At 69.1% G+C, this 24,102-nt stretch carries 26 protein-coding genes and 1 riboswitch; of the genes, 15 read left to right on the top strand and 11 right to left on the bottom strand.

What is annotated here, in order from left to right; translation table 11 throughout:
* Positions 1-117, top strand: a riboswitch (TPP riboswitch).
* Positions 108-314, top strand: coding sequence for a sulfur carrier protein ThiS (thiS, locus tag ACIBG5_RS10395; RefSeq protein ID WP_360442968.1), 207 nt, complete (start codon positions 108-110; stop codon positions 312-314). Its footprint overlaps the riboswitch before it by 10 nt.
* A 1-nt stretch (position 315) precedes the next feature.
* Positions 316-1,092, top strand: coding sequence for a thiazole synthase (locus tag ACIBG5_RS10390; RefSeq protein WP_396391245.1), 777 nt, complete (start codon positions 316-318; stop codon positions 1,090-1,092).
* Here ACIBG5_RS10390 and ACIBG5_RS10385 read toward each other — a convergent pair.
* Positions 1,089-2,969, bottom strand: coding sequence for a DUF6807 family protein (locus ACIBG5_RS10385; RefSeq protein ID WP_396391244.1), 1,881 nt, complete (start codon positions 2,967-2,969; stop codon positions 1,089-1,091). The two genes, ACIBG5_RS10390 and ACIBG5_RS10385, sit on opposite strands and share 4 nt — an antisense overlap.
* A gap of 121 nt (positions 2,970-3,090) precedes the next feature.
* On the opposite strand from ACIBG5_RS10385, the gene ACIBG5_RS10380 reads away from it, so the two are divergent.
* Positions 3,091-4,122 (top strand): hypothetical protein, encoded by a 1,032-nt coding sequence (locus ACIBG5_RS10380; protein ID WP_396391243.1) that lies wholly within the window; start codon positions 3,091-3,093, stop codon positions 4,120-4,122.
* A gap of 29 nt (positions 4,123-4,151) precedes the next feature.
* Positions 4,152-4,541, top strand: coding sequence for a RidA family protein (locus ACIBG5_RS10375; RefSeq protein WP_396391242.1), 390 nt, complete (start codon positions 4,152-4,154; stop codon positions 4,539-4,541).
* 23 nt (positions 4,542-4,564) lie between these two features.
* On the opposite strand, the gene ACIBG5_RS10370 is transcribed toward ACIBG5_RS10375, so the two are convergent.
* Positions 4,565-5,437 carry a serine hydrolase gene (locus ACIBG5_RS10370; RefSeq protein WP_396391241.1) on the bottom strand — a complete coding sequence of 291 codons (873 nt, stop codon included), beginning with the start codon at positions 5,435-5,437 and terminating at the stop codon, positions 4,565-4,567.
* The gene (locus tag ACIBG5_RS10365; RefSeq protein ID WP_396391239.1) at positions 5,434-6,315 is read right to left on the bottom strand and encodes a LysR family transcriptional regulator; all 882 of its coding nucleotides are present in this window, start codon (positions 6,313-6,315) and stop codon (positions 5,434-5,436) included. The genes ACIBG5_RS10370 and ACIBG5_RS10365 overlap by 4 nt, the downstream gene beginning before the upstream one ends.
* Positions 6,316-6,432: 117 nt before the next feature.
* Here ACIBG5_RS10365 and ACIBG5_RS10360 point away from each other — a divergent pair, with 117 nt between their 5' ends.
* Positions 6,433-7,359 carry an MBL fold metallo-hydrolase gene (locus tag ACIBG5_RS10360; protein WP_396391238.1) on the top strand — a complete coding sequence of 309 codons (927 nt, stop codon included), beginning with the start codon at positions 6,433-6,435 and terminating at the stop codon, positions 7,357-7,359.
* Here the strand turns inward: ACIBG5_RS10360 and ACIBG5_RS10355 are convergent.
* On the bottom strand, positions 7,349-8,098 hold the full coding sequence (locus tag ACIBG5_RS10355; protein WP_396391237.1) for a GNAT family N-acetyltransferase: 750 nt from the start codon (positions 8,096-8,098) through the stop codon (positions 7,349-7,351). The two genes, ACIBG5_RS10360 and ACIBG5_RS10355, sit on opposite strands and share 11 nt — an antisense overlap.
* Before the next feature lie 52 nt (positions 8,099-8,150).
* Positions 8,151-9,560 (bottom strand): PLP-dependent aminotransferase family protein, encoded by a 1,410-nt coding sequence (locus ACIBG5_RS10350; RefSeq protein WP_396391236.1) that lies wholly within the window; start codon positions 9,558-9,560, stop codon positions 8,151-8,153.
* Positions 9,561-9,634: 74 nt separating this feature from the next.
* Between ACIBG5_RS10350 and ACIBG5_RS10345 the strand changes: the two genes are divergently transcribed.
* From ACIBG5_RS10345 to ACIBG5_RS10335, 3 genes are read left to right on the top strand one after another with little or no spacing between them, the layout of a single operon-like run.
* Positions 9,635-10,921, top strand: a complete 1,287-nt coding sequence (locus ACIBG5_RS10345; protein WP_396391235.1) for an FAD-binding oxidoreductase — start codon at positions 9,635-9,637, stop codon at positions 10,919-10,921.
* A gap of 16 nt (positions 10,922-10,937) precedes the next feature.
* On the top strand, positions 10,938-11,282 hold the full coding sequence (locus ACIBG5_RS10340; RefSeq protein ID WP_396391234.1) for a DUF1622 domain-containing protein: 345 nt from the start codon (positions 10,938-10,940) through the stop codon (positions 11,280-11,282).
* 28 nt (positions 11,283-11,310) lie between these two features.
* Complete coding sequence (locus tag ACIBG5_RS10335) at positions 11,311-11,811, top strand: tetratricopeptide repeat protein (protein WP_396391233.1); 501 nt, start codon at positions 11,311-11,313, stop codon at positions 11,809-11,811.
* Between the two features lie 6 nt (positions 11,812-11,817).
* Here the strand turns inward: ACIBG5_RS10335 and ACIBG5_RS10330 are convergent, their stop codons facing one another.
* Both ACIBG5_RS10330 and nhaA read right to left on the bottom strand, forming a co-directional pair.
* Entirely contained in the window at positions 11,818-12,285 is a 468-nt protein-coding gene (locus tag ACIBG5_RS10330; protein WP_396391232.1) for a rhodanese-like domain-containing protein, read from the bottom strand.
* A 94-nt stretch (positions 12,286-12,379) separates the two neighbouring features.
* Positions 12,380-14,263, bottom strand: a complete 1,884-nt coding sequence (gene nhaA / locus ACIBG5_RS10325) for a Na+/H+ antiporter NhaA (protein ID WP_396391231.1) — start codon at positions 14,261-14,263, stop codon at positions 12,380-12,382.
* A 152-nt stretch (positions 14,264-14,415) separates the two neighbouring features.
* On the opposite strand from nhaA, the gene ACIBG5_RS10320 reads away from it, so the two are divergent.
* Complete coding sequence (locus tag ACIBG5_RS10320; RefSeq protein WP_396391230.1) at positions 14,416-15,120, top strand: GAF and ANTAR domain-containing protein; 705 nt, start codon at positions 14,416-14,418, stop codon at positions 15,118-15,120.
* Positions 15,121-15,122: 2 nt separating this feature from the next.
* Here the strand turns inward: ACIBG5_RS10320 and ACIBG5_RS10315 are convergent, their stop codons facing one another.
* Positions 15,123-15,953 (bottom strand): oxidoreductase, encoded by an 831-nt coding sequence (locus ACIBG5_RS10315; RefSeq protein WP_396391229.1) that lies wholly within the window; start codon positions 15,951-15,953, stop codon positions 15,123-15,125.
* Between the two features lie 87 nt (positions 15,954-16,040).
* Between ACIBG5_RS10315 and ACIBG5_RS10310 the strand changes: the two genes are divergently transcribed.
* The 3 genes from ACIBG5_RS10310 to ACIBG5_RS10300 all read left to right on the top strand — a co-directional run bounded on the left by ACIBG5_RS10310 (position 16,041) and on the right by ACIBG5_RS10300 (position 18,707).
* Complete coding sequence (locus ACIBG5_RS10310; protein ID WP_396391228.1) at positions 16,041-16,592, top strand: TetR/AcrR family transcriptional regulator; 552 nt, start codon at positions 16,041-16,043, stop codon at positions 16,590-16,592.
* Between the two features lie 261 nt (positions 16,593-16,853).
* Positions 16,854-17,993 carry an ROK family protein gene (locus ACIBG5_RS10305; protein WP_396391227.1) on the top strand — a complete coding sequence of 380 codons (1,140 nt, stop codon included), beginning with the start codon at positions 16,854-16,856 and terminating at the stop codon, positions 17,991-17,993.
* Positions 17,994-18,029: 36 nt separating this feature from the next.
* Positions 18,030-18,707: a GNAT family N-acetyltransferase gene (locus ACIBG5_RS10300; RefSeq protein ID WP_396391226.1), complete on the top strand. Its 678-nt coding sequence runs from the start codon at positions 18,030-18,032 to the stop codon at positions 18,705-18,707.
* On the opposite strand, the gene ACIBG5_RS10295 is transcribed toward ACIBG5_RS10300, so the two are convergent.
* Positions 18,651-19,193, bottom strand: a complete 543-nt coding sequence (locus ACIBG5_RS10295; protein WP_396391225.1) for a CGNR zinc finger domain-containing protein — start codon at positions 19,191-19,193, stop codon at positions 18,651-18,653. The genes ACIBG5_RS10300 and ACIBG5_RS10295 overlap by 57 nt on opposite strands.
* A gap of 131 nt (positions 19,194-19,324) precedes the next feature.
* On the opposite strand from ACIBG5_RS10295, the gene alr reads away from it, so the two are divergent.
* From alr to ACIBG5_RS10280, 3 genes are read left to right on the top strand one after another with little or no spacing between them, the layout of a single operon-like run.
* Positions 19,325-20,461: an alanine racemase gene (alr, locus tag ACIBG5_RS10290; protein WP_396391224.1), complete on the top strand. Its 1,137-nt coding sequence runs from the start codon at positions 19,325-19,327 to the stop codon at positions 20,459-20,461.
* Positions 20,458-21,423: a D-alanine--D-alanine ligase gene (locus ACIBG5_RS10285; protein WP_396391223.1), complete on the top strand. Its 966-nt coding sequence runs from the start codon at positions 20,458-20,460 to the stop codon at positions 21,421-21,423. Before alr ends, ACIBG5_RS10285 begins: the two co-directional genes overlap by 4 nt.
* Positions 21,420-22,082 (top strand): M15 family metallopeptidase, encoded by a 663-nt coding sequence (locus tag ACIBG5_RS10280; RefSeq protein ID WP_396391222.1) that lies wholly within the window; start codon positions 21,420-21,422, stop codon positions 22,080-22,082. The genes ACIBG5_RS10285 and ACIBG5_RS10280 overlap by 4 nt, the downstream gene beginning before the upstream one ends.
* On the opposite strand, the gene fdhD is transcribed toward ACIBG5_RS10280, so the two are convergent.
* Together fdhD and ACIBG5_RS10270 are read right to left on the bottom strand one after the other, a co-directional pair.
* Positions 22,025-22,876 carry a formate dehydrogenase accessory sulfurtransferase FdhD gene (gene fdhD, locus ACIBG5_RS10275; RefSeq protein ID WP_360442900.1) on the bottom strand — a complete coding sequence of 284 codons (852 nt, stop codon included), beginning with the start codon at positions 22,874-22,876 and terminating at the stop codon, positions 22,025-22,027. The two genes, ACIBG5_RS10280 and fdhD, sit on opposite strands and share 58 nt — an antisense overlap.
* Positions 22,864-24,003, bottom strand: a complete 1,140-nt coding sequence (locus tag ACIBG5_RS10270) for a molybdopterin molybdotransferase MoeA (protein WP_396391221.1) — start codon at positions 24,001-24,003, stop codon at positions 22,864-22,866. Before ACIBG5_RS10270 ends, fdhD begins: the two co-directional genes overlap by 13 nt.
* Between the last annotated feature and the right edge of the window lie 99 nt (positions 24,004-24,102).

The raw sequence follows: 24,102 nt of genomic DNA, 5'->3' as shown, positions 1-24,102 counted from the left end.
TCGAACTGCCGCGGGAGCTCGCACCGGAGCGGGCTGAGAGGGCGACTGTGTACGGCGTCGCCGACCGCTGAACCTGAATCGGGTAATTCCGGCGTAGGGAGGAAGCGATGCAGGAATCCGTCTGGGTGAACGGTACAGAGACCACGGTCGCACCGGGGAAGTCCGTTGCCGACCTGATCCAGGAGTACTCCGACCGCACCACCGGGATCGCGGTCGCGGTCAACCAGACCGTGCTCACGCGCAGCGAGTGGGCCGGTACCACGCTCAAACCGGGCGACCGGGTCGAGATCGTCAGCGCGGTACAGGGCGGCTGACATGGACGACCCACTGGAGCTCGGCGGCCGGACGTACACCTCGCGTCTCATCATGGGTACGGGCGGTTCGGCCAACCTGGAAGTGATGGAGGAGGCATTGCTTGCCTCCGGCACCCAACTGACCACGGTCGCGATGCGCCGGCTCGGCACCGGCCACGAGGGCTCAGTCCTCGACGTACTGGTGAAGCACGGTATCGAAGTGCTGCCGAACACAGCCGGTTGTCACACCGCCGCGGAGGCGGTGCTCACCGCGCGGATGGCCCGGGAGGCCTTGCAGACCGACCTGATCAAGGTCGAGGTCGTTGCCGACGACCACTTGCTCATGCCCGACCCGGTCGAGTTGCTGGATGCCGTGGACACCTTGGTGGCCGACGGGTTCACCGTGCTCCCGTACACGAACGACGACCCGATCCTCGCCCGCCGCCTCGAGCAGGCGGGATCTGCGGCGGTGATGCCGTTGGCGGCGCCCATCGGTTCCGCGCTCGGGATCCGCAACCCCCACAACCTCGCGCTGATCGCCGAGGCCGCGAACGTCCCGGTGATCGTCGACGCCGGAATCGGTACGGCGAGCGACGCGGCGCTGGCGATGGAGCTCGGGTGTGACGCGGTCATGCTCGCCACCCCGGTCACGCGCGCGGAGAAGCCTGCCCTGATGGCGGCCGCGATGCGCGACGCGGTCGCCGCCGGCCGCGCCGCCCGCCTGGCCGGCCGGGTCCCCCGCCGCTGGCACTCCGCCCTCGCGTCCTCCCCAGCGACGGGCATCGCGTCTCTCGGCTAGAGCAGGCGACCCATCAGGGTGCGGGCTTGGGACAAGTCCAGCGGGTGGTCGAGGAGCAGTGCGCTCAGGGAGAACGAGACCGCCTGCTCTGGCTGCAGATCCAGGGGGCCGTCCCAGGCCAGGGCAGGACCGGCACCGACGTAGTCCTCGGAGCGTAGGAACCACGGGCGGACATCACCCGGCTGGAACAGAAGCAGCGTGGTGAAAGCGTCGGCACGTTGCTGGATGAAGGCCAGCCAACGGCTGGTCGATCCGTAGGCCGCGTCGGTCCCCTCGCCGGAATCGCTGAGGACAGTTGTGGTTTCGACCGTTGGAAGGCGCCAGAAGATACCGCCGTACCCGGCACCGGCGCGGCCCGTGGTGGCCGGGCTGTCGATGCGCACCGGGCCGTAGCGGGCGGTGAAGACGCTCTCCCAGTCGAGGCGCCAGCCGCCTTCGGCCAGCGCTCCGCGGAGGAGCCTGCGCTCCGCGAGTTGCGGGCGGCCCTGTTCGTCGTACCAGGTGACCTCGTCGGTCAGGGTGTTGCCGTCGACGCTGACGCCACGGCTGCGTTGCTGACCGTGGTTCGGGAGCAGCGTCGGTCCGCGGTCCGGAAGGAAGGTCCGTCCGCCCCAATGCGACGTACCGTTGACTCCGGCAACGGCCAGCGAGACACCGTAGTGGTGCCGGTGATCGACCGGGCTGACCTCAGTGAGTGGGTGACCGCCGAGCGTCCGCACGGGGTGCAGGTAGGGCCGAGGCGAATGCACCTGCGGCATTCGCCGCCCGAACTCGTAATGCGCGAGCGGCAAGGAATCGCCGCCGAGCACGAACCTGTCCCCCTGCTGCTGCCACCCGACCCGCTCACCCGGAGCATCCCCGGTCGGCTGCGTTGCCTGCGGCACCGGACCGGTGCTCGCCCGCACCGCCAGCCGAAGATCCGGTACGCCGTCCACTTCGGCATCCGCACCGGAGATCGCGGCGTACAACCGACGCCAGGCCAGCTCCCCCAGCTCCTGCTGCGGAACCCGCACCGTCGTCAGCGAAGGTACGGCGAACCGCGACAACCCGATGTCGTCCATCCCGGCGACCGACACATCGGCCGGTACGGCGACGCCCACTTCGTTGAGCCGGGCAAGCAACCCGAACGCGACCAGATCGTTGAACGCGACAACGGCCGTCACGCGGGACTCCAGCACCCGCTCGACCGCGGCGTACCCGTCCTCGATCGACCAGCCGCAGTCCAGCCGGACGAGCTCGAGATCCGGGATCTCCCGCTGCGCGATGTCCAGCGACCGCAGCCGCGCCTGGTTGGACGCACTGGCCGGCGGACCGGCCAGGAACGCGAGCCGACGGTGCCCGAGACCGACCAGGTGGTTCACCACGATCCGCACCGCGCGGCCGTAGTCGACCGCGACGCTGGCGATCTCGGCCGGGCCTGGCCGATTGACCAGAATCACCGGCTGGACCTGCGGCAGCAGTTCGAGCAGGCTCTCCTCGTCGAGCCGCGGCGACACCATGATCAACGCATCGCAGCGTCGACGCGCCGCCAGGGCGATCCCCGCCTCGGCGGCCGGGTCCTCGTCGGTCTCGGCGACCAGCACCCGGTAGCCGGCCGCGGCCGAGGCGTTCGTGATGCCGCGCAGGACCTGCTGGAACAGCGGGTTGGCCAGATCCGGGACGACCAGCGCGACCATGTTGGTGCGGCCGAGCGACAGGCTGCGGGCCAGATCGCTGGGCCGGTAGTTCAACCGGTCGGCGGCGGCGCGAACGCGTTCGGCGATGTCCGGAGCGACGGTCAGGCGCCCGTTCATCACCCGCGAGACGGTCGCCCTGGACACCTCCGCCGCCCGCGCGACATCGGCGATCGTGATCGAGTCCTTCGGTGTCCTGCCCATGCGCCGTCTTCCGTTCGTACCCAGCCCGGTTGGGAAACCGCCTTCCGAAGCCTATTCGAGCCTCGGCCACTGTGTTACCTTCTCAGGAAAGAAACCGGTTTCTCAACCCCTGTGAGGTGGCGTGAGACCCAGCGCACTGGGCGGGTACGACGACTGGCCGGACTTCGTCCGGGACACCCTGCCACTGACCGGGGACGAACTGACCACCAAGGTCGCCGGACTGCTCGGCGTACCGGAGCCCGGCGCCGCGCCTGCCGTGCGCACCATGGACGAGTGGCAGGCCGATGGCGTCCACACCAGTGAACTCCAGTGGACCACGCCGTTCGGACCGCCGACGCGTGCGTGGTTGCTCCGGCCGGCCGGGCGAGCGCCGCGGGCGGGCCTGCTCGGCCTGCACTGCCATGCCGGGGTGAAGTCGATCGGTGCCGAGCGGCTGGTCGACGTACCGCGGCCCAGCCGGGTCGCGATCAGGGTCCGCGAGGACCTGTACGAGGGCCAGGCCGCCGCCGGTGTGCTCGCCCGCGCGGGCTTCGTGGTGCTGTGTCATGACACCTTCGCCTGGGGTTCCCGCCGCTTCGAGCTGCCGGCCGAGGACGACGAGTCGTACGACGTCGCCGCGGCCGTTCACGAGCACACGGTGGCGAAGGCGGCCGGGATTCTCGGTACGTCGCTGGCCGGCATGGTCGCGTACGACGACCTGACCGCGCTCAGCGTGTTGCGCGGAATCGACGGCGTGGAGAAGGTCGGCGTCTTCGGTTTGTCCGGCGGTGGTGGCCGCGCCGCGATCCTCACCGCGCTCGATCCCGGCATCGAGGCGTCGGCCGTGGTCTGCATGATGACCACCTTCGCCGGGCTCATTCCGTCGTACGTCGACGTCCACTCGTGGCTGTTCTCGACTCCCGGCCTGGCCCGGCACCTCGATCACCCGACCCTCGCCGCCGGCCGCGCCCGCCACCAGCAACTCGTCGTGTACGCCGAGGACGACGAACTGTTCAGCCCGGCCGGCATGCACGACGCCGACCGTGAACTCACCGAACACTTCCACTACGGCCCCGGCAGCTACGAAGGCGTCTGGCTCCCCGGCCGGCACCGCTTCGACGCCGGGATGCAGCGACTCGTCGGCGACTTCCTCACCAAGGCGTTGTATACCTGAGTGCGGACGACCCGACTCTGGAGGAACTCTTGAGCAAGCTCTCACACCCGCAACCGGAAGGTGTTGCCCCAGGCAACGGTTACAGCCATGTCGTGACCGGCCCCGGACAGTGGGTGGCGATCGCCGGGCAGGTCGCACTGGACGCCGACGGCGCGTTCGTCGGCGTCGGCGACCCGGCCGCCCAGGCGCGGCAGGTGTTCGCGAATCTGGACGCGTGCCTGAAGGCCGCCGGTGCCACCTTCGCCGACGTGATCAAGCTGAACTTCTTCGTCACCGACATCGCCTACCTGCCGGCGATCCGCGCTGCCCGCGACGCGTACGTCGACACCACCAACCCGCCCGCGAGCACCGCGGTCCAGGTGGTCGCACTCTTCAGCCCCGACGCCATGCTCGAGGTCGAGGCCTACGCGATCGTCTAGTGTCCTGAGTCCGACTCAGGGCACTAACGCAAAAGGTCAACGGCGACCCGAGCGGCCTCGCCGATCGCGGCGTCGACCCTGGGCTGGCGGAAGTCGCCGCGAGCAGCGAGCGTGAACACGGCGATCGCAAAGGTAGCGCCGCCCGGCAGCGTCACGACCCCAACCTCATGCCGCAAGGCTCCGAACGTCCCGGTCTTCCCCGCGACGCGTACGCCGTCGTGCGGGAAGCCGGACGCCAGCCGGTGCATGAACAGTTGCCGATGCATCGTCGCCCGGACGAACGCCGTCTGCTCCTCCGAGAGCAACTCCCCCGTCCACAACCGCCGCAGCAGTGTCGTCAGGTCGCGCGGGCTGCTCGCCGACGCGTTCGCCGCCTCATAGACGCCGGCCGGATCGGTCTGATCGTTGTCGGCCAGTACGGCGAGTGCCGCGTCCGGATCGTCCACCCCGGTGCGGCGCTGCAGGTCACGCAGGTTGCCCGCGGTCCCCCGTCGTACCCAGGTCCGTTGCAAACCGAAGGACTCCAGTAGCTCCGCCAGCCGTTGCAAACCGACCACGTCCAGCAGCGCATCCGCGGAGGCGTTGTCGGACACGGTCATCATCGACACCGCCAGGTCCCGCAGCGACATGGTCACCGGGTCCGCCAGGATCGACAGCCCGGTCGGTCCGGCCGTCCGCGTCGACGGGTCCAGTGTCAGTTGCCGCCGCGGATCGACCTCGCCCAGATCGACCAGCCGGCAGAATCCCGCGAGCAACGGCACCTTGTAGACCGACGCCATCGGTACGACGGTGTCCGCGTCGACCTCGACCGTCGAATCCGGCGAGTCGAGCGCGACAGCGTGCATCCAGCCGCGAACGCCGGCGTCCTCGAAGACCGCGCGGATCCGGGCGCTCATGACGCCACCATCGCATCGGTCAACTGAGCCATCACATCCGCCGGGCGGAGGAACGGCGTACGCGTCCGGGACCACACCAGGCGCAGTCGCACCGGCAGTGGATTGTCGACAATGCGATGCCTGCCGACTCCAGGCGCCGTCAGCGAAGGATCCGCGGTCACCACGATCGCCTGGCCCGCAGCCGCCATCGCGAGCCCGGCCCGCTCGTCCGTGACCACGACCGTGCCGCCGTTCGGACGATGCAGCGCGAGCGTGTCCAGGAACAGATCCCGAGCCGCCGGCGCCTCGGCCCGCGGCCGGACAGCGATCGGCACGCCGGTCAACCGCCGGAGGGCGACCTCGTCCCCGTCGTTCGCACCGAGTGCCTTCGGTGCGAGTGCCCACGTCGGCAGCAACGTCACCGGCCCAGCCTCGAGCCCATCGAGTACGGCGGGATGCAGTACGGCGGCCAACGTCAACCGGCCCGCGGACACCTGACCTACGAGCGAACTGGTCGGCGCAGAAACCACAGTCACCCGGCTCCCCGGAATCGCGGCACCACAAGCCGCGGCCACTGCCGCACCGGCCGACGGCGGGACCTCCGGCGCCAGCCCGAGCCGGATCTCGGGTCCTTCTGGATCACGCGACACCGCGGCCTGACGCAGTTCCTCGATCGAGGTCAGCGCGCGACGGGCGTATGGCAGTAACGCAGCGCCGGCCGGAGTCAGTTCGACCCGGCCCTGCCCGCGCTCGAACAGCTTGGCGCCGACCAGCGCCTCCAGCCGGCGCAGCCCCTGCGACAGCGGCGGCTGGGTGATGCCGACCACCCGGGCGGCGTCGCCGAAGTGGTGCTCCTCGGCCAGCGCGATGAAGATCTGCAGATGCCGTTCGGTCAGCATTGACGCGGCTGACCTGCGGCGATATCTCCAGACAATCGATTCATGCGCAAGAGCATATTCGACAGCGTCCAACCCCCTCGCCTTGACTGAAGCCCCAGTACGACGAGAGGAGACAGCGTGAAGGTGAGTCGTCGAGGCATGCTGACCGGCGCAGCCGCGGCCGGAGCCACCGGAGTCATCGCAATGGGCACCCGCAGCGAAGCGGCACCGACAGCGAGCGCACCCACCGACCGGACGGCGGTCGAGTTCACCTGGCTCGGCACCCACGCGTGGCAGATCCGGTGCGGCGAGCACATCGTGCTGACCGATCCGTGGCTGACCCGCTTCGAGACCGGGACGTTCACAACCGACGGCGTGAACCCCAAGACCAGACTGGTGATCGACGAGGCCGTGATCGATCGCCACCTCACCGCGGCCGACGCGATCCTCGTGCACCACGGGCACTACGACCACATGGCCGACGTACCGTACGTCGCGCAGAAGACACAGGCGACGGTCCTCGGCACCCAGTCGCACGTCAACCTGCTGCGGGCGATGCGGACGCCGAACGACCTGCTGTCACCTGTGCGCGGCGGCGAGTACCTGGCGTTCGACGGCTTCACCATCGAGGTCTTCCCCTCACTGCACTCCTGTGGCGGGAAGCGGCACGACTACGCCTTCGCGGGCTACCGCCTCGACGCCGTACCGCCCCGGCCGCGGGTGATCGAGGACCTGGTCGAGGGCGGCACGCTCGCGTACGTGATCACGATCGGCGGCCTGCGCATCCTCAGTCTGAGTACGGCGAACTTCGACCCGAACGCACTGCGCGATCTCGAGGTCGATGTGGTCCTCGCCGCACCAGGCGGCGAGCCCGGCATCACCGACCGACTGCTCCGGACGATCAAGCCGGTGCGCACGGTGCTGGCGACACACTGGGACGACTTCGGCAAGCCGATCGATCAGCCGGCCGTGCCGTGGACCGACCTCACCCCGCTGCGCTCCTCGGTCGAGCGCACGGGGGCGAAGTTCGTCGTACTGGAGTTGCTGGCGAAGGTCACGCTCTGACGCGGTAGTGGTACCGCGAGACCGTCCGGAAACCGAGGCGGTCATAGAGGGCACGGGCCGGGGTGTTGGCCTCGACGACGCACAGGAAGACGCGCTCGACACCCCGGTTCGTTGCCTCCTGCAACAAGGCGCGAATGACGGTTCGGGCCAGGCCCTGCCGCCGGAAGCCTTCGTCGACGGCCAGGCAGTAGAGGCCGGCCCAGTCGTCGACGAGCGCGAGCCGGCCGATCGCCTTGGCGTCCTCGGCCGCACCTGGCAGGACGGCGTAGAGCGCACGGCCGCGCTCGAGGATCTGCTGGGCGGACGCCTGCTCGGCCGGACCGCCGCCGCGACCGTCGACAGCCCACCAGCACTTCATCCAGCGATCGCTGGGCACCGAGGAAATATTCACGTCGGCGTCCGACTCGGGGAGCTTGGCGAGGACGTCGGCGATCTCGGCGCACTGCACCAGCGTCGGGTTGCGGACCTCGTAGCCGCGGGCCTCGAGCTGAGCGTCCAGGTCGGTCGGCTGGGCCGCCGGGCTGATCTGGAACGACGGCGTGATGCCGTGCGCCTGGTACAGGTTTTCCACGTAGTCCAAGGCTTTTCCGAGGTCGAACGGCGCACCCGCGGGCAGCACCGAGTTGGCTCGGAGGGTGACACCGTCGTTGCGTCGAACCAGCCAGCCGTCGAGCTCGGTGCTGTGCGCGGCGGGCCAGCCCTGGTTCATCAGATTGTCGATGCAAGCAGCGGTTATCACCCGTCCGAGCCTAGAACCATTCGGATCAAATTGCAAGAGACTGGAAGTTTATTCATCGACTGCGGAAGGACCCGATCGCGTCCGCGAGCAGGTCGATGCCCTCGACAACAGCCTTCTGGGTCAGCCCGCCGTACCCGAAGACCAGTCCGGCCGGCCCCGGCGACGCGACCCAGTACGGCGTCAGTCCGTAGACGCCGAGACCGCGTTCGAGCGCCGCCGCCTGGACGTCGGCCTCGGTCAGATCCGGTGGCAGCAACGTCATCACATGCAGGCCGGCCGAGATCCCGACCGGCACCAGCTCGGGCAGTCGCGCCGCGAGCCGGTCGACCAGCGTGTCCCGCAGCAGCCGGTACCGCGGCCGCATCCGGCGCAGATGCCGATCGAACTCACCGCGAGCCACGAAGTCCGCGAACGCCAACTGGTCGAACACCGGCGACCCGCGGTCGTCCATCAGCTTCGCCCGCGACATCGGCTCGACCAGCCTGGTCGGCAGGATCAGCCAGCCCAGCCGCAACCCCGGCGCCAGCGTCTTGCTCGCCGTGCCGGCGTACGCGACCCGGTCCGGCGCGAGGCCCTGCATCGCACCGATCGGCTCGCGGTCGTAGCGGTACTCCGCGTCGTAGTCGTCCTCGATGACCAGCCGATCACCCTCGGCGGCCCACGCCACCAGCGCCGCCCGCGTCTCCGCCGACGCGACCGCGCCGGTCGGGAACTGGTGAGCGGCCGTCACCAGTACGACGTCCGCCCCCGACCGCTCGAGCGCGTCGACATCGATCCCCGACTCCAGCACCGGTACGCCGACCGCCTCGAGACCGGCCGCTCGGGCCACCTCGCGCAGATCGTTGTCGGACGGATCCTCGACCGCCAGACAGCGATAGCCCTGCTCGGCAAGGACCTGCAGGAGCAACCGCGATCCCTGCGCGAAGCCGTTGCAGATCATCATGTGTTCCGGGCGGGCCGCCGTACCGCGGACTCGATTGAGGTAGTCGGCGAGCGCCGTACGCAGCTCGATCGTGCCGCGCCCGTCGAGATAGGCGAGGCTCTGGTACGGCGTCTCGTTCAGGACCCGCCGGATCGAGCGAAGCCACGCGGCGCGCGGGAACTGCGAGACGTCCGGACGGCTGTAGCGGAAGTCGATCCGCGGCTCCCCGGCCGGCTTCGCGACCGCGACGTCCGGCTCGACGATCTCCACCGGCGCGACCTGCGTGTAGCCACCACCCCGGCTGACCAGATAGCCCTCCGCAACCAACTGCTGATAGGCCTCGACCACGACGCCACGCGACAACCCGAGGTCGTCCGCCAGCGCGCGGGTCGATGGCATCACGGTGTCGGCGCGCAGCAGGCCCTCGCGGATGCGAGCCCGGATCCCGCCTTCGAGCTGCTGATGCAGCGGCACTCCGGCGTCCCGGCGGAGCTCGACCAACAACTCACCGGCGCCTGAACTGGTCCTGATTCGGCTCACGAAACTGGACCTTATCGGAGTACCGCTTCGCTGTCAGGGTGGTGGACACAACCCGCTGCGAAGGAGCCAGAACGATGACCACCCTGCTACGCGCCGGCGACGCCGGCTACGACGAGGCCCGCACCGTCTGGAACGCGATGGTCGACCGTCGCCCCGCCGTGATCGCCCGGTGTCACGACACCGGCGACGTGGTGGCAGCGGTCCGCTTCGCGCGGACGGCCGGACTCGAGATCGGGGTCCGCTGCGGCGGCCACAACATCGCCGGTCTCGCCGTACCGGACGGCGGCCTGATGATCGACCTCACGCCGATGAACGCGGTCCGGGTCGATCCGGACCGGCAACTGGCCTGGATCCAGGGTGGCGCTTTGCTGGGCGAGCTCGACCGGGCCGCGCAGGAACACGGTCTGGCGACGACCGCGGGCAACGTCTCGCACACCGGCGTCGGCGGCCTGACCCTCGGCGGTGGGATGGGCTGGCTGGCCCGGCAGTTCGGTCTCGCCTGCGACAACGTGGCGTCGTACGAGGTGGTCACGGCGGACGGCGAGGTGGTTCGCGCGAGTGCCGAGGAGAACCCGGAGCTGTTCTGGGGACTGCGCGGTGGTGGCGGGAACTTCGGGATCGTCACGTCGTTCGAATTCCGCCTGCACCAGGTCGGGACGCGGGCGTTGGTTGCCGAGTTCACCTATCCGGCGTCGGCAGGTTTCCATGTACTGCGGGGCTGGCGGGAACTCAACGCGAACGCACCGCGGGAGGCGACGTTCACCGCGACGATCAAGGCGGACACCGTCACCGTCGGGTACGTGTGGGTCGGAAAAGGCGGCTACAACCTGCTGCCGTCGTTCCGTGCGCTGGGTCCTGTGCTGGATGAGTCCATCGAGGAGATGCCGTACTTGACCTTGCAGAGTCGGGACGACAGCGTGCAGGGACACCGCTACCGCCGCTACTGGAAGGGTCACTACTTCAAGGCGTTGCCGGATGACGCGATCCGTGCGTTGCTGCGGACACCTGGTGTGGCTGCGAGCCTGCAGGCGTACGGCGGTGCGATCGCCGACGTACCGGATGACGATGCTGCGTTCAGCCACCGGGACACGCTGTTCGAGTTCGTCACCGCGACGCGGTGGGAGGACCCGGCGGAGGACGAGGCACGGATCGCCCAGTTGCGTGAGTACGCCGCGACGCTGGCGCCGTACGCGAACGGGGCCTACGTGAACACGCTCAACGGCGACCCGATCAACCGAGCGTTCCCGCCGGCGAAGCTGGCCCGGCTGGTCGCGCTCAAGACGGCGTACGACCCGGACAACGTCTTCCACCTGAACCAGAACATCCGGCCCGGCGAGGCAGCCACCACGGCGGCCGCCTGACTGGTACTTGTGGACGGTGGACTTCGAGGCCGTGTTCGCCGACGTGGCGCGGGTGATCGAGGGCGCCGGCGTGTTCATCATGGCGATCGGCCTCGCGGTCGTCCTGGTCCGCTACGTGTACGACGTACTGCACCACGGCACGAACACCTACCAGCGCCTGCGCGTCAACCTCGGCCGGGTCATCCTCCTCGGCCTGGAGATCCTGATCGTCGGCGACATCATCCGCTCGATCATCGTCGACACCTCGGCCCAATCCGTCCTCATCCTGGGCCTGATCGTCGTCATCCGCACCGTCCTCAGCTTCGCTCTGGAGGTCGAGATCTCCGGGTCGTGGCCCTGGCAGCAACGCCGCACGCCGTAGGTCCGGCCGGACGCGGCATGATGGAGTGGTGACAACAGAACTGACGCCGGAGTTGGCCGCGACGATCGAGGAAGCGTTCGGCCGGCGGGACCGGTCGAACATGCAGCCGACGATCGACTTCTTCGAGCAATTGCTGACCGAGCATCCGAACAACCCGTACGTGCTGTACGAGGTCGGCGGGTCGTACGACACCGACGGGCAGGAAGCGAAGGCGATCGAATACTACGAGCGCGCGCTGCCCGGGTTGAGCGGGGAGACGCGACGCAAGTGCCTGCTGCAGTACGGCAGCACGCTGCGCAACCTCGACCGGTTCGACGACTCGCTGGACGTGTTCAAGAAGGCCTGTGCGGAGTTCCCCGAGTCGGACTCGCTGCGGGTGTTCAAGGCACTCACCCTCCACGCGGCCGGACAGAAGGACAAGGCACTGGCGTCCTTGCTGCTCGTCATCGCCGACCGCGTGGACAGCGCGGAGATCAAACGCTACGAGGCCGCCATCCGCGGCAACGCGGACTACCTGGCCGGTCTCTGAGCCCGGTCAGCAGGCGCAGGCGATCCCGAGCGGCGCGGTGAGCGGATCGGTCGCCCGGCGTTCGATGCCGTCGGCCGTCTCGACCGGCAACCCCTCCCGGGTCCAGTACTCGAACCCGCCGATCATCTCCTTCACCGGATACCCGAGCCTGGCGAACTCCAGCGCCGCCTTGGTCGCCCCGTTGCATCCTGGCCCCCAGCAATACGTCACCACCGTCACACCGTCGGGTACGACGGACGCCGCGCGGGTAGCGATCTCGCGGGTCGGCAGGTGGACCGCGCCGGGCACGTGACCCTGGTCCCAGCTCTCCTGGCTGCGGCTGTCGATCAGTACCCAGCCTGGGGCCCCGGCACCAATGTCCGCGGCCACGTCGGAAACGTCGGCCTCGAACGACAACCGGCCGGCGAAGTGCGCGACGGCGTCGTCGCGCCCGGCAGCGGGCGTCTGCAGAACAACCGAGGTCAGAACGGTCATGGCGGGCTCCTTAACGCTCATGGGAGACACCAGCGTCAGGCATCCGCGCGACCTCGCGACAGTGGCAGAAATGCCCTAGTACCACAAGATCCAGTCAGTCCCGGCGACTGATCTTCGCCCGCGCCCGGGCCACATGGATCGCCGCCTTCAGCGTGTCGACGTCGTACGCGCCGTAGTGCCGCTGCCCGTTGACGAAGAACGTCGGCGTCCCGGAGACACCGCTCAGATCGGCCGACTCCACGTCCTGTGCGACCCGGGCCGCGGCCACGTGCCGCTTCACCTCGTCGTGCAGCCGGTCCGTGTCGAGTCCGAGCTGACCGGCGTACCCGAGCAGGTCGGCCGGCTGCAGCTTGTCCTGGTTCGCGAGCAGCAGGTCGTGCATCTCCCAGAAGGCACCCTGGGCGTCCGCCGCCTCCGAGACCTCGGCCGCGATCTGCGCCCGCGCATGCACGTCGCTCAGAGGCAGGTGGCGCCAGACGTACCGCAGGTCGTCATCCAGGAGCAGGTCGCGGACGATGGGCTCCGCCATTCCGCAGTACGGGCACTCGAAGTCGCCGTACTCGACCAGCGTCACCGACGCGTCCTGCGGACCGCGGATGTGGTCGCGTTCGGGATCGACCGGGTCGATCAGGTCGACCAACTGCTCCGCGTCGCCGAGGAGCGCCAGCGCCTTCTTCGGTGGTGACAGCAGCTTCGCGGTCCGGAACACCAGCCAGGTCAGGACGGACGCCACCACGACCGCCGACAGCAGGCCGAGCTTGGCCTCCACCAACTCCTGCCCCTCGAAGGCAATCGTTGCTATCAGCAACGACACGGTGAAGCCGATGCCGGCGATGGTGCCGCTGCCGATCACGCCGGCCCAGCCGACCTGCGGGCGGAAACGGCCGCCGGTGGCGCGGTCCAGCAGCCAGGACACCCCGATCACCGCGACCGGCTTGCCCACGACGTACCCGATCAGGATGCCGAGCGTGATGGGCGCGGTGTACGCCCGGCCGAGGAAGTCCAGGTCGATCGGGATGCCGGCGTTGGCCAGGCCGAACAGCGGGACGATCAGGTAGCTGGTCCACGGGTGGTACAGGAACTGCAGGCGCTCGTTCGGCGAGATCGTCGCGGTCAGTCCGACCGTCGCGGACCGCGCCAGTTCGGGCGTCGGCTGCTCGCGGAACAGGCGGACCAGCCCGGTCGCCTGCTCGAGTTCCTCACGCCCCGGTGTGTACGCCGTTGCCGTCAGGCCGATCGCGAGTCCGGCGACGACGGGGTCGACGCCACTCGTGAGCAATGCGGCCCACATGACCACTCCGAGTACGACGTACAGCCAGGCGATGCGGACCCGGTAGATGGCGAGCGTCAGGACGATGGCGAACGCGACGATCGCCGCCGCCAGCATCATCAGGTCGACGTTCTCGCTGTAGACGACGCCGATCACGACCAGCGCGAGGAGGTCGTCGACGACGAACACCGTCAGCAGGAAGATCCGGATCCGATCGGGTACGCCGCGGCCGACCAGGGCCAGCAACCCGAGCGCCAGTGCGGTGTCGGTCGACATCGCGACACCCCAGCCGTGCGCGCCGTCGCCGCCCAGGTTGAAGGCGAGATAGATCAGGACCGGCACGATCATGCCGGCGACGCCGGCCAGCAGCGGCAGGACGAACCGGCTGCGCTCGCGCAGGTCACCAAGGTCGAATTCGCGGCGCGCCTCCAAACCGACGACGAGGAAGAACAGCGTCATCAGACCGCTGTTGATCCACTCCCGCAGGTCGAGACTCAGGACGTTGTTTCCGAGGCCGACGGACAGTTCTGTCCGCCAGAAATCGTCGTACAGCTCGGGGGCGACATTGGCCCACAGCAGCGCGACCACGATGGCCGCGGCGAGGACGCCGGAACTGCCCGCTTCGGTCCGCAGGAAGGCACGCATCGGTGCCGCGAACTCCCGCCGCCAGCTGGTCTGGCCGCTCAGCAGAGCGGAGAAGTCCGTCATGGGCTTCACTGTAGCGTTCTGGGTCCAGCGACCCAGAAAATTCGGTGGGCGGCCCGGCTAACATTTTCCGGCCAGGGGGCTGCATCATGTCTCCTGAGGATCACTCCAGCCACGGGGTGCCCGATGGCTCGAGCACGACTGGAGTCCCTGTGATGACCGATCAGGATCTCGCCGCGACGTCGGCGGACGCGTTCGCGCGTCTGGCGATCGAGCTGCACGACGCCCCGGGGGTGGACGAGACGGTCGATGCCGTCGTTCAGTTCGCCCTCCAGGCGCTCAACTGCACTTACGCCGGGGTCGCGCTGTACTCCCGTGGATCACAGGCGGAGATCGCCGCGGTCACCGATCCGGTCGTCAGGGACGTGTACGACCTGCAGCTCAGTACCCAGAACGGTCCGTTGGTCACCGCGTTGCGGGACCGGTCCACGGTCCTGATCCGCGACACCACCACCGCCGACGACCGCTGGCCTGAGTGGGCTGCGAAGGTTGCTGCTCTCGGGGTGCGTAGCGTGCTCGACGTACCGCTGGCCACTGGTGGCGCGGCTCGTGCGACCGTCGGTGTGCTTGGGCTCTACAGCCCGATCCCGGATGCGTTCACGGAGGACGACGAGGCGATCGCCCACATCCTTGCGCGGCATGCCTCCGTTGCCCTCGCGTCTGCCCGGCACGAGGAATCGATGGCGCAGGCGGTCGACGCCCGCAAGCTCGTCGGCCAGGCGATGGGCATCCTGATGGAACGCTTCGATGTCGACGGCGACCGGGCCTTCGCCATCCTCAAGCGCTACTCCCAGGACACCAACACCAAACTCCGCGACGTCGCCCAGCAGTTGATCGACACCCGCAAGCTCCCGCGGTAGCGCTACACCGCGGTGCCGGTCAGCCGGCTGATCAGCGCGTCGAAGGCGCGGTCCGGGAGGACGCGGCGAAGCGTGATCAGGGGTTTGGCGGCGAAGCCGGCGGTGTAGCGGGTTCGGGGACGGCGGGCGGTGACGGCTTTGCCGATGGCATCGGCGATGACTGTGGGCGGGGAGTTCCGGCGGGCGTTGGCTTCGGAGCTCATCGAAGCAGCCATGGCGTCCGCTCGTTCGGCATAAGGACCGTCGGCGGAGACCTTGCGGAGGTTGCTCGCGGCAATGTCACCCCACTCGGTCTGGATGCTGCCCGGCTCGATCACGACCACGTCGATGCCGAAGGGCTTGGTCTCCAGGCGCAGGCAGTCACTGAGTGCTTCCAGCGCGAACTTCGTGCCGTGGTACCAACCTCCGAGCGGAGTGTAGATCCTGCCGCCCATCGAGCTGATGTTCACGATCGTGCCGCTCCGCTGCGCCCGCATCCCGGGCAGCACCAACTGGATCAGCCGGGCGGCACCGAACACATTCACCTCGAACTGGTACCGCGCCTCATCCAGCGGTACGTCCTCCACGGCGCCGTACGACCCGTAGCCGGCGTTGTTCACCAGTACGTCGATCCGCCCCGTCTCACTGAGGATGCGGTCGACCCCGGCGCGCAGCGAATCGTCGTCGGTGACGTCCATGGCGATCGTGCGGATGCCGTCGGCGGCCAGCTTCTCCATCCGGTCGACGCGGCGGGCGGCGCCGTACACGACGTACCCGAGCGCGTGCAGTTTCCGCGCGGTGGCCTCGCCGATGCCGGACGAGGCGCCGGTGACGAGGGCGATCCTGGCTGTCATGGCACTCCCAGGGGATAAGCTGAACGCTGGTTCACGCTTATCATGAACCAGCGTTCACGATATTGCAACGCCCAGCCGAGGAGGCCTATGAGCCCGCGCGCCGACGCGGTCCGCAACCGGACGAAGATTCTGGACGCCGCCCGGGAACAGATCACCCGGCACGGACCGGACGCCGGGATGGACCAGATCGCCGCGGCCGCCGAGGTGGCTGTCGGCACGCTGTACCGGCACTTCCCGAACAAGACCGACCTGGTCAGCGCAGTCCTCACGGAGCATCTGGATCGCGTTGCGGACGACATCGAGGCGGCCCGCGAGCGGACGGCCGGCGGCGCCAAGGCGATGGACGAGATCCTCGGACTCGTCGAGCGCGTGCTGGAGGCATCCGCCACGGACCACGCGGTGAAGGCGGCGGCCCGCCTGCTCGGCGCTTATCCGACCGACGAACTCGTCGACGATCGCACCGGCACGGCCTTCGCGGAACTGATCCAGGCCGCCAAGGACGACGGAGATCTGCACGCCGATGTGACGGTCCAGGACTTCTATCTGCTGATCAACACAGCCCCCACCGACCAGCCTCCGGCGGTGCGATCCCGGTGGCTGACTCTGGTCCTCCCCGGCCTGACAACCCGCGGCCGCTGATCCGCCCGACGTTTTTATCCGTCCTGCGGGCGCTGGCCGGGGTTACTTTTCTGACAGCGTTGTCCCCGATCTTTTCCGGCCGGGTGGGGGCATACTTCGTAAAGAATTGGGTACGGCGCCGTCGGTGCGTTCACCATTTCGAGGGGTGTGGACACCTACACGACGTTGGGTTGATCTCGACGCCGGGGCTTGTGCGGCCAGAACCGCGGACCGGGTCACGTCCCGGCGTCCAGCCCCAGCATGCGCGGCTACCCTGTCGAAATGGGTGAGTGGCGTCCGCTGACCGGACCGTCGCGGCAGGTGGCGTTGGAGATCCTGCTCGACGGCCCGCTGTCGCGCGCCGAGTTGTCACGCCGCGTGGGCTTGTCGCCGGGCAGTCTGACCCGGCTGACCAAGCCGATGGTGGAGTCCGGTCTGCTGGTCGAGGTCGCCGGAGGACCGACGGACGCCCGTGTCGGCCGGCCGTCGCAGCCGCTCGATCTCGACCCTGGCGCCCACCACTTCGTCGGCATCAAACTCACTGGCGACACGGCGATCGGCGTACTCACGACCTTGCGGGCCGAGGTGATCGCGAGTGCCGAGCGGCCATTGACCGATCCGACGCCATCCGCGGTGGCCGCGCTCGTTCTCGAGCTCACCGACGACCTCGCGGTCCAGGCGCCGGGACCGATCACCGGGCTCGGCGTGGCCCTCGGCGGCCGGGTGGCGAACAGTTCCGAGGTCCGTTGGGGGCCGTACCTGAACTGGGTCGACGTACCGTTCGGCGAGATCCTCGCCGCCCACACCAGTACGCCGGTCGTGATCGCGAACGACCTGGTCGCGTTGACCGAGGCGACCCACTGGTTCGGCGCGGGCCGCGGCATCGACCGCTTCGTGCTGCTGACGATCGGGGCCGGGGTCGGATACGGGCTGATTGTCCACAATCGGATCGTGGACAGCCCGGACACGAGCATCGGCACCATCGGTCACTACCCCCTGCTACCGGACGGACCCCGCTGCGATCGCGGGCACCGCGGCTGCGCGATCAGCCTGCTGTCAGTCAGCGCCATCACCGAACAGGTCGGTACTGCGCTCGGCCGGCCAGTCGACTACGAGGAATGCCTCGACCTCGCAGCCAAAGGCGATCCGGCCGCGAGCCAGGTGATCAGTCGCGCCGGCCGCGCGCTGGGCCGGCTGATCGCGGCGGCCGCGAACTTCACCCTGCCCGAACTCGTCGTCCTCGGCGGCGAGGGCGTCCGTCTGGCCGACGTCGCGCACGACGACCTGCTCGCCGGGCTCCACGCCGACCGGCACCCGTCCAGCGCGGAACTGCCGATGGTGCTCCAGCCGGCCGACTTCAGCGAGTGGGCTCGCGGCGGCGCGGTGGTCGCCATCCAGACCTTCGTGCTCGGACCCGAGTAACTGACTATCATGCGATAAACAGTTACACTCCTCCGCATGGACGATCTCCTCAGGCGGTGGGTGGACGGCTGGCGGCGATGCCGTGGGCTCGAGCCGGCGATCGAGTACGACGATGCGTTCGCCGTCGTACTGCGGTTGCCCGGACGCGACCGGGAACTGTTCGCCCGCGCGGACGACCCAGCGGTCGTCGACCAGCTGGTGGCGCAAGCGGCCGAGGATGTCTGGCTGACTGTCACCACCCAGCACGGCGACGAGATCGCGCGCCGGCTTCGCGCTGCCGGATTGCAGACATTCGCCGAGCAGAAGGTCTTGATGTCGATCGATCTCGCCGATCACCCGCAGCCGGACCCACCGACGTCGTACGAACTGACGACGGAGACCGACGGATCACTGGAGCACCTGCGGCTGCTGCACCACGGTGAGGTCGCGGCGCGCGGCATGGCGGCGATTGTCGACAATGATGCGGTGATGCATGACATCCACACCGATCCGGCCCATCGGCGGCGCGGACTCGGCAGCGTGGTGATGGGCGCCCTCAGCCGACGAGCAATCGCCCGCGGCGCACGGACCGGTCTGCTGATGGCCACCACCGAAGGCGTTCACCTCTACACGAAGCTGGGCTGGTTGCCGGAAGCAACGATGGTGACAGCGACCGGGTCAGGCGGTGCGGGCCCGGTGGGCGGCGACCTTGGTGCGGTTCTGGCAGGCCGTTGAACAGAACCGCTGCGTGCGGTTCTTGGTCGCGTCCAGGAAGAGGTCGTCGCACCGCTCCGCCTCGCACCGGCGAAGGCGATGGACGTCGTCACTGCCAAGCAGCATCGCGACGGCGGTGGCGAACTCTGCCAGCCAACCGGTCGCCTCGGACGCGTCCGGACCGGCGAAGTGCAGGTGCCACGGTGCGCCCTCGTCCCGGACGAGCTGCGGCGCGGCCTTGGTTACCCGGAGTAAGTCGTTCACCAGCTCGACCGCCGGATCGACCTCTGGCAGCCGACTGAGGGCGTCGTACAAGGTCTTCCCGCCGGAGGCGTACTCCGCGGGGTCCGGTGAGCCGACGCGGTTGGTGGTCAGCCGCAGCACACTGCCAACGGCTTCCGTAGAGGGCGTTGTCGCGGGCCGTCCCTGACGCCAGGCGGAGCCGAAAGTGTTCGCCAGCGCGATCGCCGCGAGGAGCGATGCCTTCAGGTGATCGGTGGCCTCCACTCATCCATTATGACGAGGCAGATCAGCCCAGGGCATGCCGACGCGTACTACCAGAGTCGTACGCCCGGCCCGGGCAACATCCTTCCTTACTCCGATGATCCTGATGGTTGCCAGAAACAACAATGGCGGTCATGAACCTGGTTCAGTCTCGCCACCGCCCGGCGACACGTGGGATTGCCGGGCTTTCCGAGGCGGTCGTCGACCTCTCGGCTGTCCGCGACAACGTCCGGGCCTTCCGGCGGCTCGTCCCGCAGGACGTGATGGCGGTGGTCAAGGCGGATGCCTTCGGCCACGGCACCGTACCGGTGGCCCGGGCTGCGGTCGAGGCCGGGGCGACCTGGATCGGTGTGGCCCGCGCCGACGAGGCGCTGCAGTTGCGCGCGGGCGGACTGACCACTCCGATTCTCACCTGGCTGTACGACGCCGCGGAGCTGATGCTGCTCGGTGACGTCGACGTGGATGTGAGCGTCTCGACGATCGCGGAACTCCAGCGCGTCGCTTCGATCCCGTCCGTCCACTGCGTGCACCTCAAGTTGGACACCGGACTGCACCGGGCCGGCAGCGCACCTGACCAGTGGATCGAGCTCACCCGTGCGGCGGCGCACTACGAGGCGCTCGGCGCCGTCACGGTCCGCGGGATCTGGTCCCACCTCTCGCACGGCGACTCCGCCGACGCCGTGCAAAGCAAGAGGCAGCTCCAGCTCCTGCGGACCGGGGTGAGTCTCGCGCGACGGGCCGGTCTGCGGCCGAGCGTCGTACACCTGGCCAACTCGGCCGGTGCGATCACGCTGGACGCGTCGGACTGCGACCTGGTCCGGATCGGCGCCGGTCTGTACGGCATCGACGAGACAGGCATCGGCCTGCGGCCCGCGATGCGGCTGATGAGCAAGCTGGCCCAGGTACGCCGGATCCACGCCGGTGAAGGGGTTTCGTACGGCCACGACTACATCGCGCCGCGGGACACCACCGTCGCGCTGGTCCCACTCGGGTACGCCGACGGCATCCCGCGGGTCGCGGCCGGCCAGGCGAGCGTTCTCTGCCGGGGCGTCCGGATGCCCGTGATCGGGCGGATCGCGATGGACCAGGTCGTCGTCGACGCCGGTGACCTGGCACTCGAGCCGGGCGAACCGGTGACCGTCTTCGGCGACGGCTCCCAGGGTGAGCCGACCGCCAGGGACTGGGCCGGGTGGGCCGGCACCATCCCGCACGAGATCTACTGCGGCATCGGATCCCGGGTGCCCCGACGTTACGAGGAAGGCAACCGATGAAGGTCGCGGTAGTGATGGGCGGTGCGAGCCCCGAACACCAGGTCTCACTGGCGAGCGGCAGAGGGATCGCCAAGGCGGTCGAGATCCTCGGCCACACAGCGATCCCGCTGGTGATCGATGTCGAGGGCAACTGGGTCGACGGGCAGCACGAGGCGATCGAGATCCTGCAGGCCTGCGACATCACCGTCCCGGCCCTGCACGGCGAGGGCGGCGAGGACGGCACCCTGCAGGGATTCCTCAACCAACTGAAGGTCCCGTACGTCGGCAGCGGCGTCGCGGCGAGCGCGGTCGGTCTGGACAAGCACCTCACCAAGGCGGTCCTCAAAGCCCACGGCATCGCGGTCACTCCGGGCGTGACACTCAGCGGACCGGATCTCACCGACACCGAGGCCGCGATGCAGACGATCAAGGCGGCCGGCCTCGACTTCCCGGTTTTCGTGAAGCCGGGCAACGGCGGCTCCAGCTACGGTGTGACTCGGGCGACAGATCTGGTCTCGCTGGCGCAGGCGATCGCGGACGCCGCCGACGTCGATCCGCGCGTACTGGTCGAACGGGAGATGGTCGGCCGGGAGATCGACCTGGCCGTGCTGCAGTTCCCCGACGGTCGGGTCGACACCGCGCCCGCGCTGGAGATCCACAGTGATCCGTCCCAGCCGTTCTTCAACGCGACAGCCAAATACGACAGCAGCACCACGCGTTTCGTCGTACCGGCGCCGCTGGATGCTGCGTTGGCCGAGCGGCTGCGGCGTACGGCGATCGAGGTGTTCGAGGTACTGGGTTGTGAAGGGCTGGCCCGGGTGGACTTCTTCATCCGGGCCGCCGGCGAGCCGGTGGTCAACGAGATCAACACGTTCCCCGGGTTCACTCCGGCGTCGCAGTTCCCGCGGATGTGGGCGGCGGCCGGGATGAGCTACGCCGACGTGGTCGACACCCTGCTGCGGACGGCGGTGGCGAACGGATGACCGTCCTCCTGAGTGACGAGCGGATCATCACCATCCCTGTGGTGGAGACCGGCGAGCCGCTGGTCGACCTCTACACCCGTGGCATCTCGACGCCGAACCAGCAGTTCGCCCGCGAGAGCGTGGCCGACCGGCTGGCGGTGGCGGACACCTTCCTACCGGCGGGGATTCAACTGCACGTGGTGGAAGGGCTCCGGCCGATCGAGAGCCAGCAGGAGATCTACGACGGCTACCGGGCCGAGCTCGAGGAGCTGCACCCGGGCATCTCCGATCACGATGTCCACGTGCTCGCGAGCCGGTTCGTGTCCCCGGTCGAGGTGGCGCCGCACGTCGCCGGCGCCGCGGTCGACCTCACGCTGATCGGCGCACACAGCCCGCTCGACCTGGGTACGCCGATCGACGCGACGCCCGAGCAGAGCAACGGCGCGTGCTTCTTCGACGCGACCAACATCAGCAGGGAGGCACGGACCAACCGGGCGTTGCTGGCCGACGTACTGTCCGCGGCCGGGCTGGTGAACTACCCGACCGAGTGGTGGCACTGGTCCTTCGGCGACCGCTACTGGGCCTTTCTCGAAGAGCGTGGGGAGGCGCTCTACGGACCGGCTCACGCCGGTGAGGTGAGCCTTTCGGCCGCGGTCGTGATGCGGTCCGGGCGGGTGTAGACGTTCATGCTGCCGTTGCGGATGAAGCCGGCCAGGGTGATCCCGGCCTCCTCCGCCAGATCGACCGCGAGGGAGGACGGCGCGGAGACGGCGGCGAGGACCGGGATGCCCGCCATCACGGTCTTCTGCGCGAGTTCGAACGACGTACGCCCGGAGACGACCAGGATGCAGCCGGCGGCCGGGATCATGCCTCCAAGGACGGCCCAGCCGACGACCTTGTCGACGGCGTTGTGACGGCCGACGTCCTCGCGTACGACGAGTAGTTCGCCGGTCGCCGTGAAGAGGCCGGCCGCGTGCAGGCCGCCGGTCCGGTCGAACACCTGCTGCTTGGCCCGCAACGCGTCGGGCAGTCCGGCGAGTACGTCGAATGGCACGGTCATCGGATCGTCTGCCGGGGAGAACCGCGTCTTCACCCGGACTGCGTCCAGGGACGCCTTGCCGCAGACGCCGCAGGAGGACGTGGTGTAGAAGTTGCGCTCTACACCGGCGAGGGGCGGCGGTACGCCGGGTGCGAGGCCGAGGTCGAGGACGTTGTAGGTGTTGCGGCCTTCGTCGTCGAAGGAGTCGCAGTACCGCGCTTCGCGGATGTCGTCGACGCTGCCGATCACGCCTTCGGTGTGCAGGAATCCATGAGCCAGCTCGACATCGTGTCCGGGGGTTCGCATGGTGACGGCGAGAGGTTTGCCGTCGACGCGGATCTCCAGCGGTTCCTCGACGGCGATCGAGTCCGGGCGCTTCCGTTCACCTCCCGGGCCGAGACGCAGTACTGGACGGCGAGCGATCACACGGCCCATGGGCGTGCTCCTGGATCGAGTGGCAGCAGTCTTGCGGCGATCGCTTCGGCTGGGCCGGGGTCGACGACGGCAAGTGCGTCGGCTGCGGCTGGGCCACGGAGCATCGCGGATCCGCCATGCCCAACCGGTACGGCGCCGTACGGCTCGAGGCGGACCGGGACGAGGCGGGTGCTGCGGGGGTGGCACTGGAGGCCGCCGGGAATGGGGGTGAGCGTGAGGCTCGGGAGCGGGAGACCGCGCATGCGGAGAAGGGCCGAGACGCCGAGGGTGAGGAACGCGACCAGGGCGGCGAAGGGGTTGCCGGGGAGGCCGATGACCAGGCGGCCGTCGGGCAGCTGGGCAAGGGCTTGGGGGTGGCCGGGGCGGCAGGCGACGCCGTCGACGATCAGCTCGGCACCGAGGGCGGACAGCGCCGGGCGGAGGTGGTCGGCTGGGCCGGAGGCGGACGAGCCGGAGACGAGGATGAGCTCGGCGTCTGTTGTGTCGAGGGCGTTGATCAGGTCGGCGCCGGAGTCGGGGAGGTGCCTCACGGGTGCGGGTACGGCGCCGGCGCGGGTGATCAGGCCGGGGAGCATCGGGCCGATGGCGTCGCGGACCCGGCCCGGTCCGGACGGGCCGCGGTGGACGAGTTCGTCGCCGGTGACGAGGGCGGCTACGCGTGGTTTCGGGATGACGGTCAGGCGGTTGAGTCCGACGGTTGCGGCTAGGCCGAGGACGGCCGGATCCACTGTGACGCCGGCCGGCAGGAGTTGTTCACCGGCTTTGCATTCCTCTCCGGCCCGCCTGATGTGCTTGCCTTCTTCGCTTGGGCCGTCGAGGCGGTCGTCGCCGAGCAACACGCTGTCCTCGGACCGCATCACCGAGGTCGCGTCCGCCGGCACCGCGGCTCCCGTCACAATGCCGCAGGCCTCGCCCTCCTCCAACATCACGAGGTCGGCGCATCTGATCCCCACGTGTCCGACCACGCGCCAGGGTCCGGTGCCCCGCACCGCAAAGCCATCCATGGCCGAGCGATCCACCGGCGGGACAGCCACGGTGGACACCAGCGGCGCGGCCAGCGTGAGCCCATCCGCGTCACTCAAACTCCGCGAGACCGCCCCCAGTGGCGTCCCCGCAGCATGAGCCACCTGCCGAGCAAAATCCCACGAAACCTCAGCCCGCCGCGCCCGAAGCTCACGGCCGGGATCCGAAACCTCAGCCCCGGCCTCCTCCACCTGCTGGAGGGC

It is taken from the genome of Kribbella sp. NPDC050241 (assembly GCF_044459685.1).
GTDB lineage: Bacteria > Actinomycetota > Actinomycetes > Propionibacteriales > Kribbellaceae > Kribbella.
Note: the sequence above shows the minus strand (reverse complement) of the source record. Positions and strands in the feature narration are given on the sequence as shown.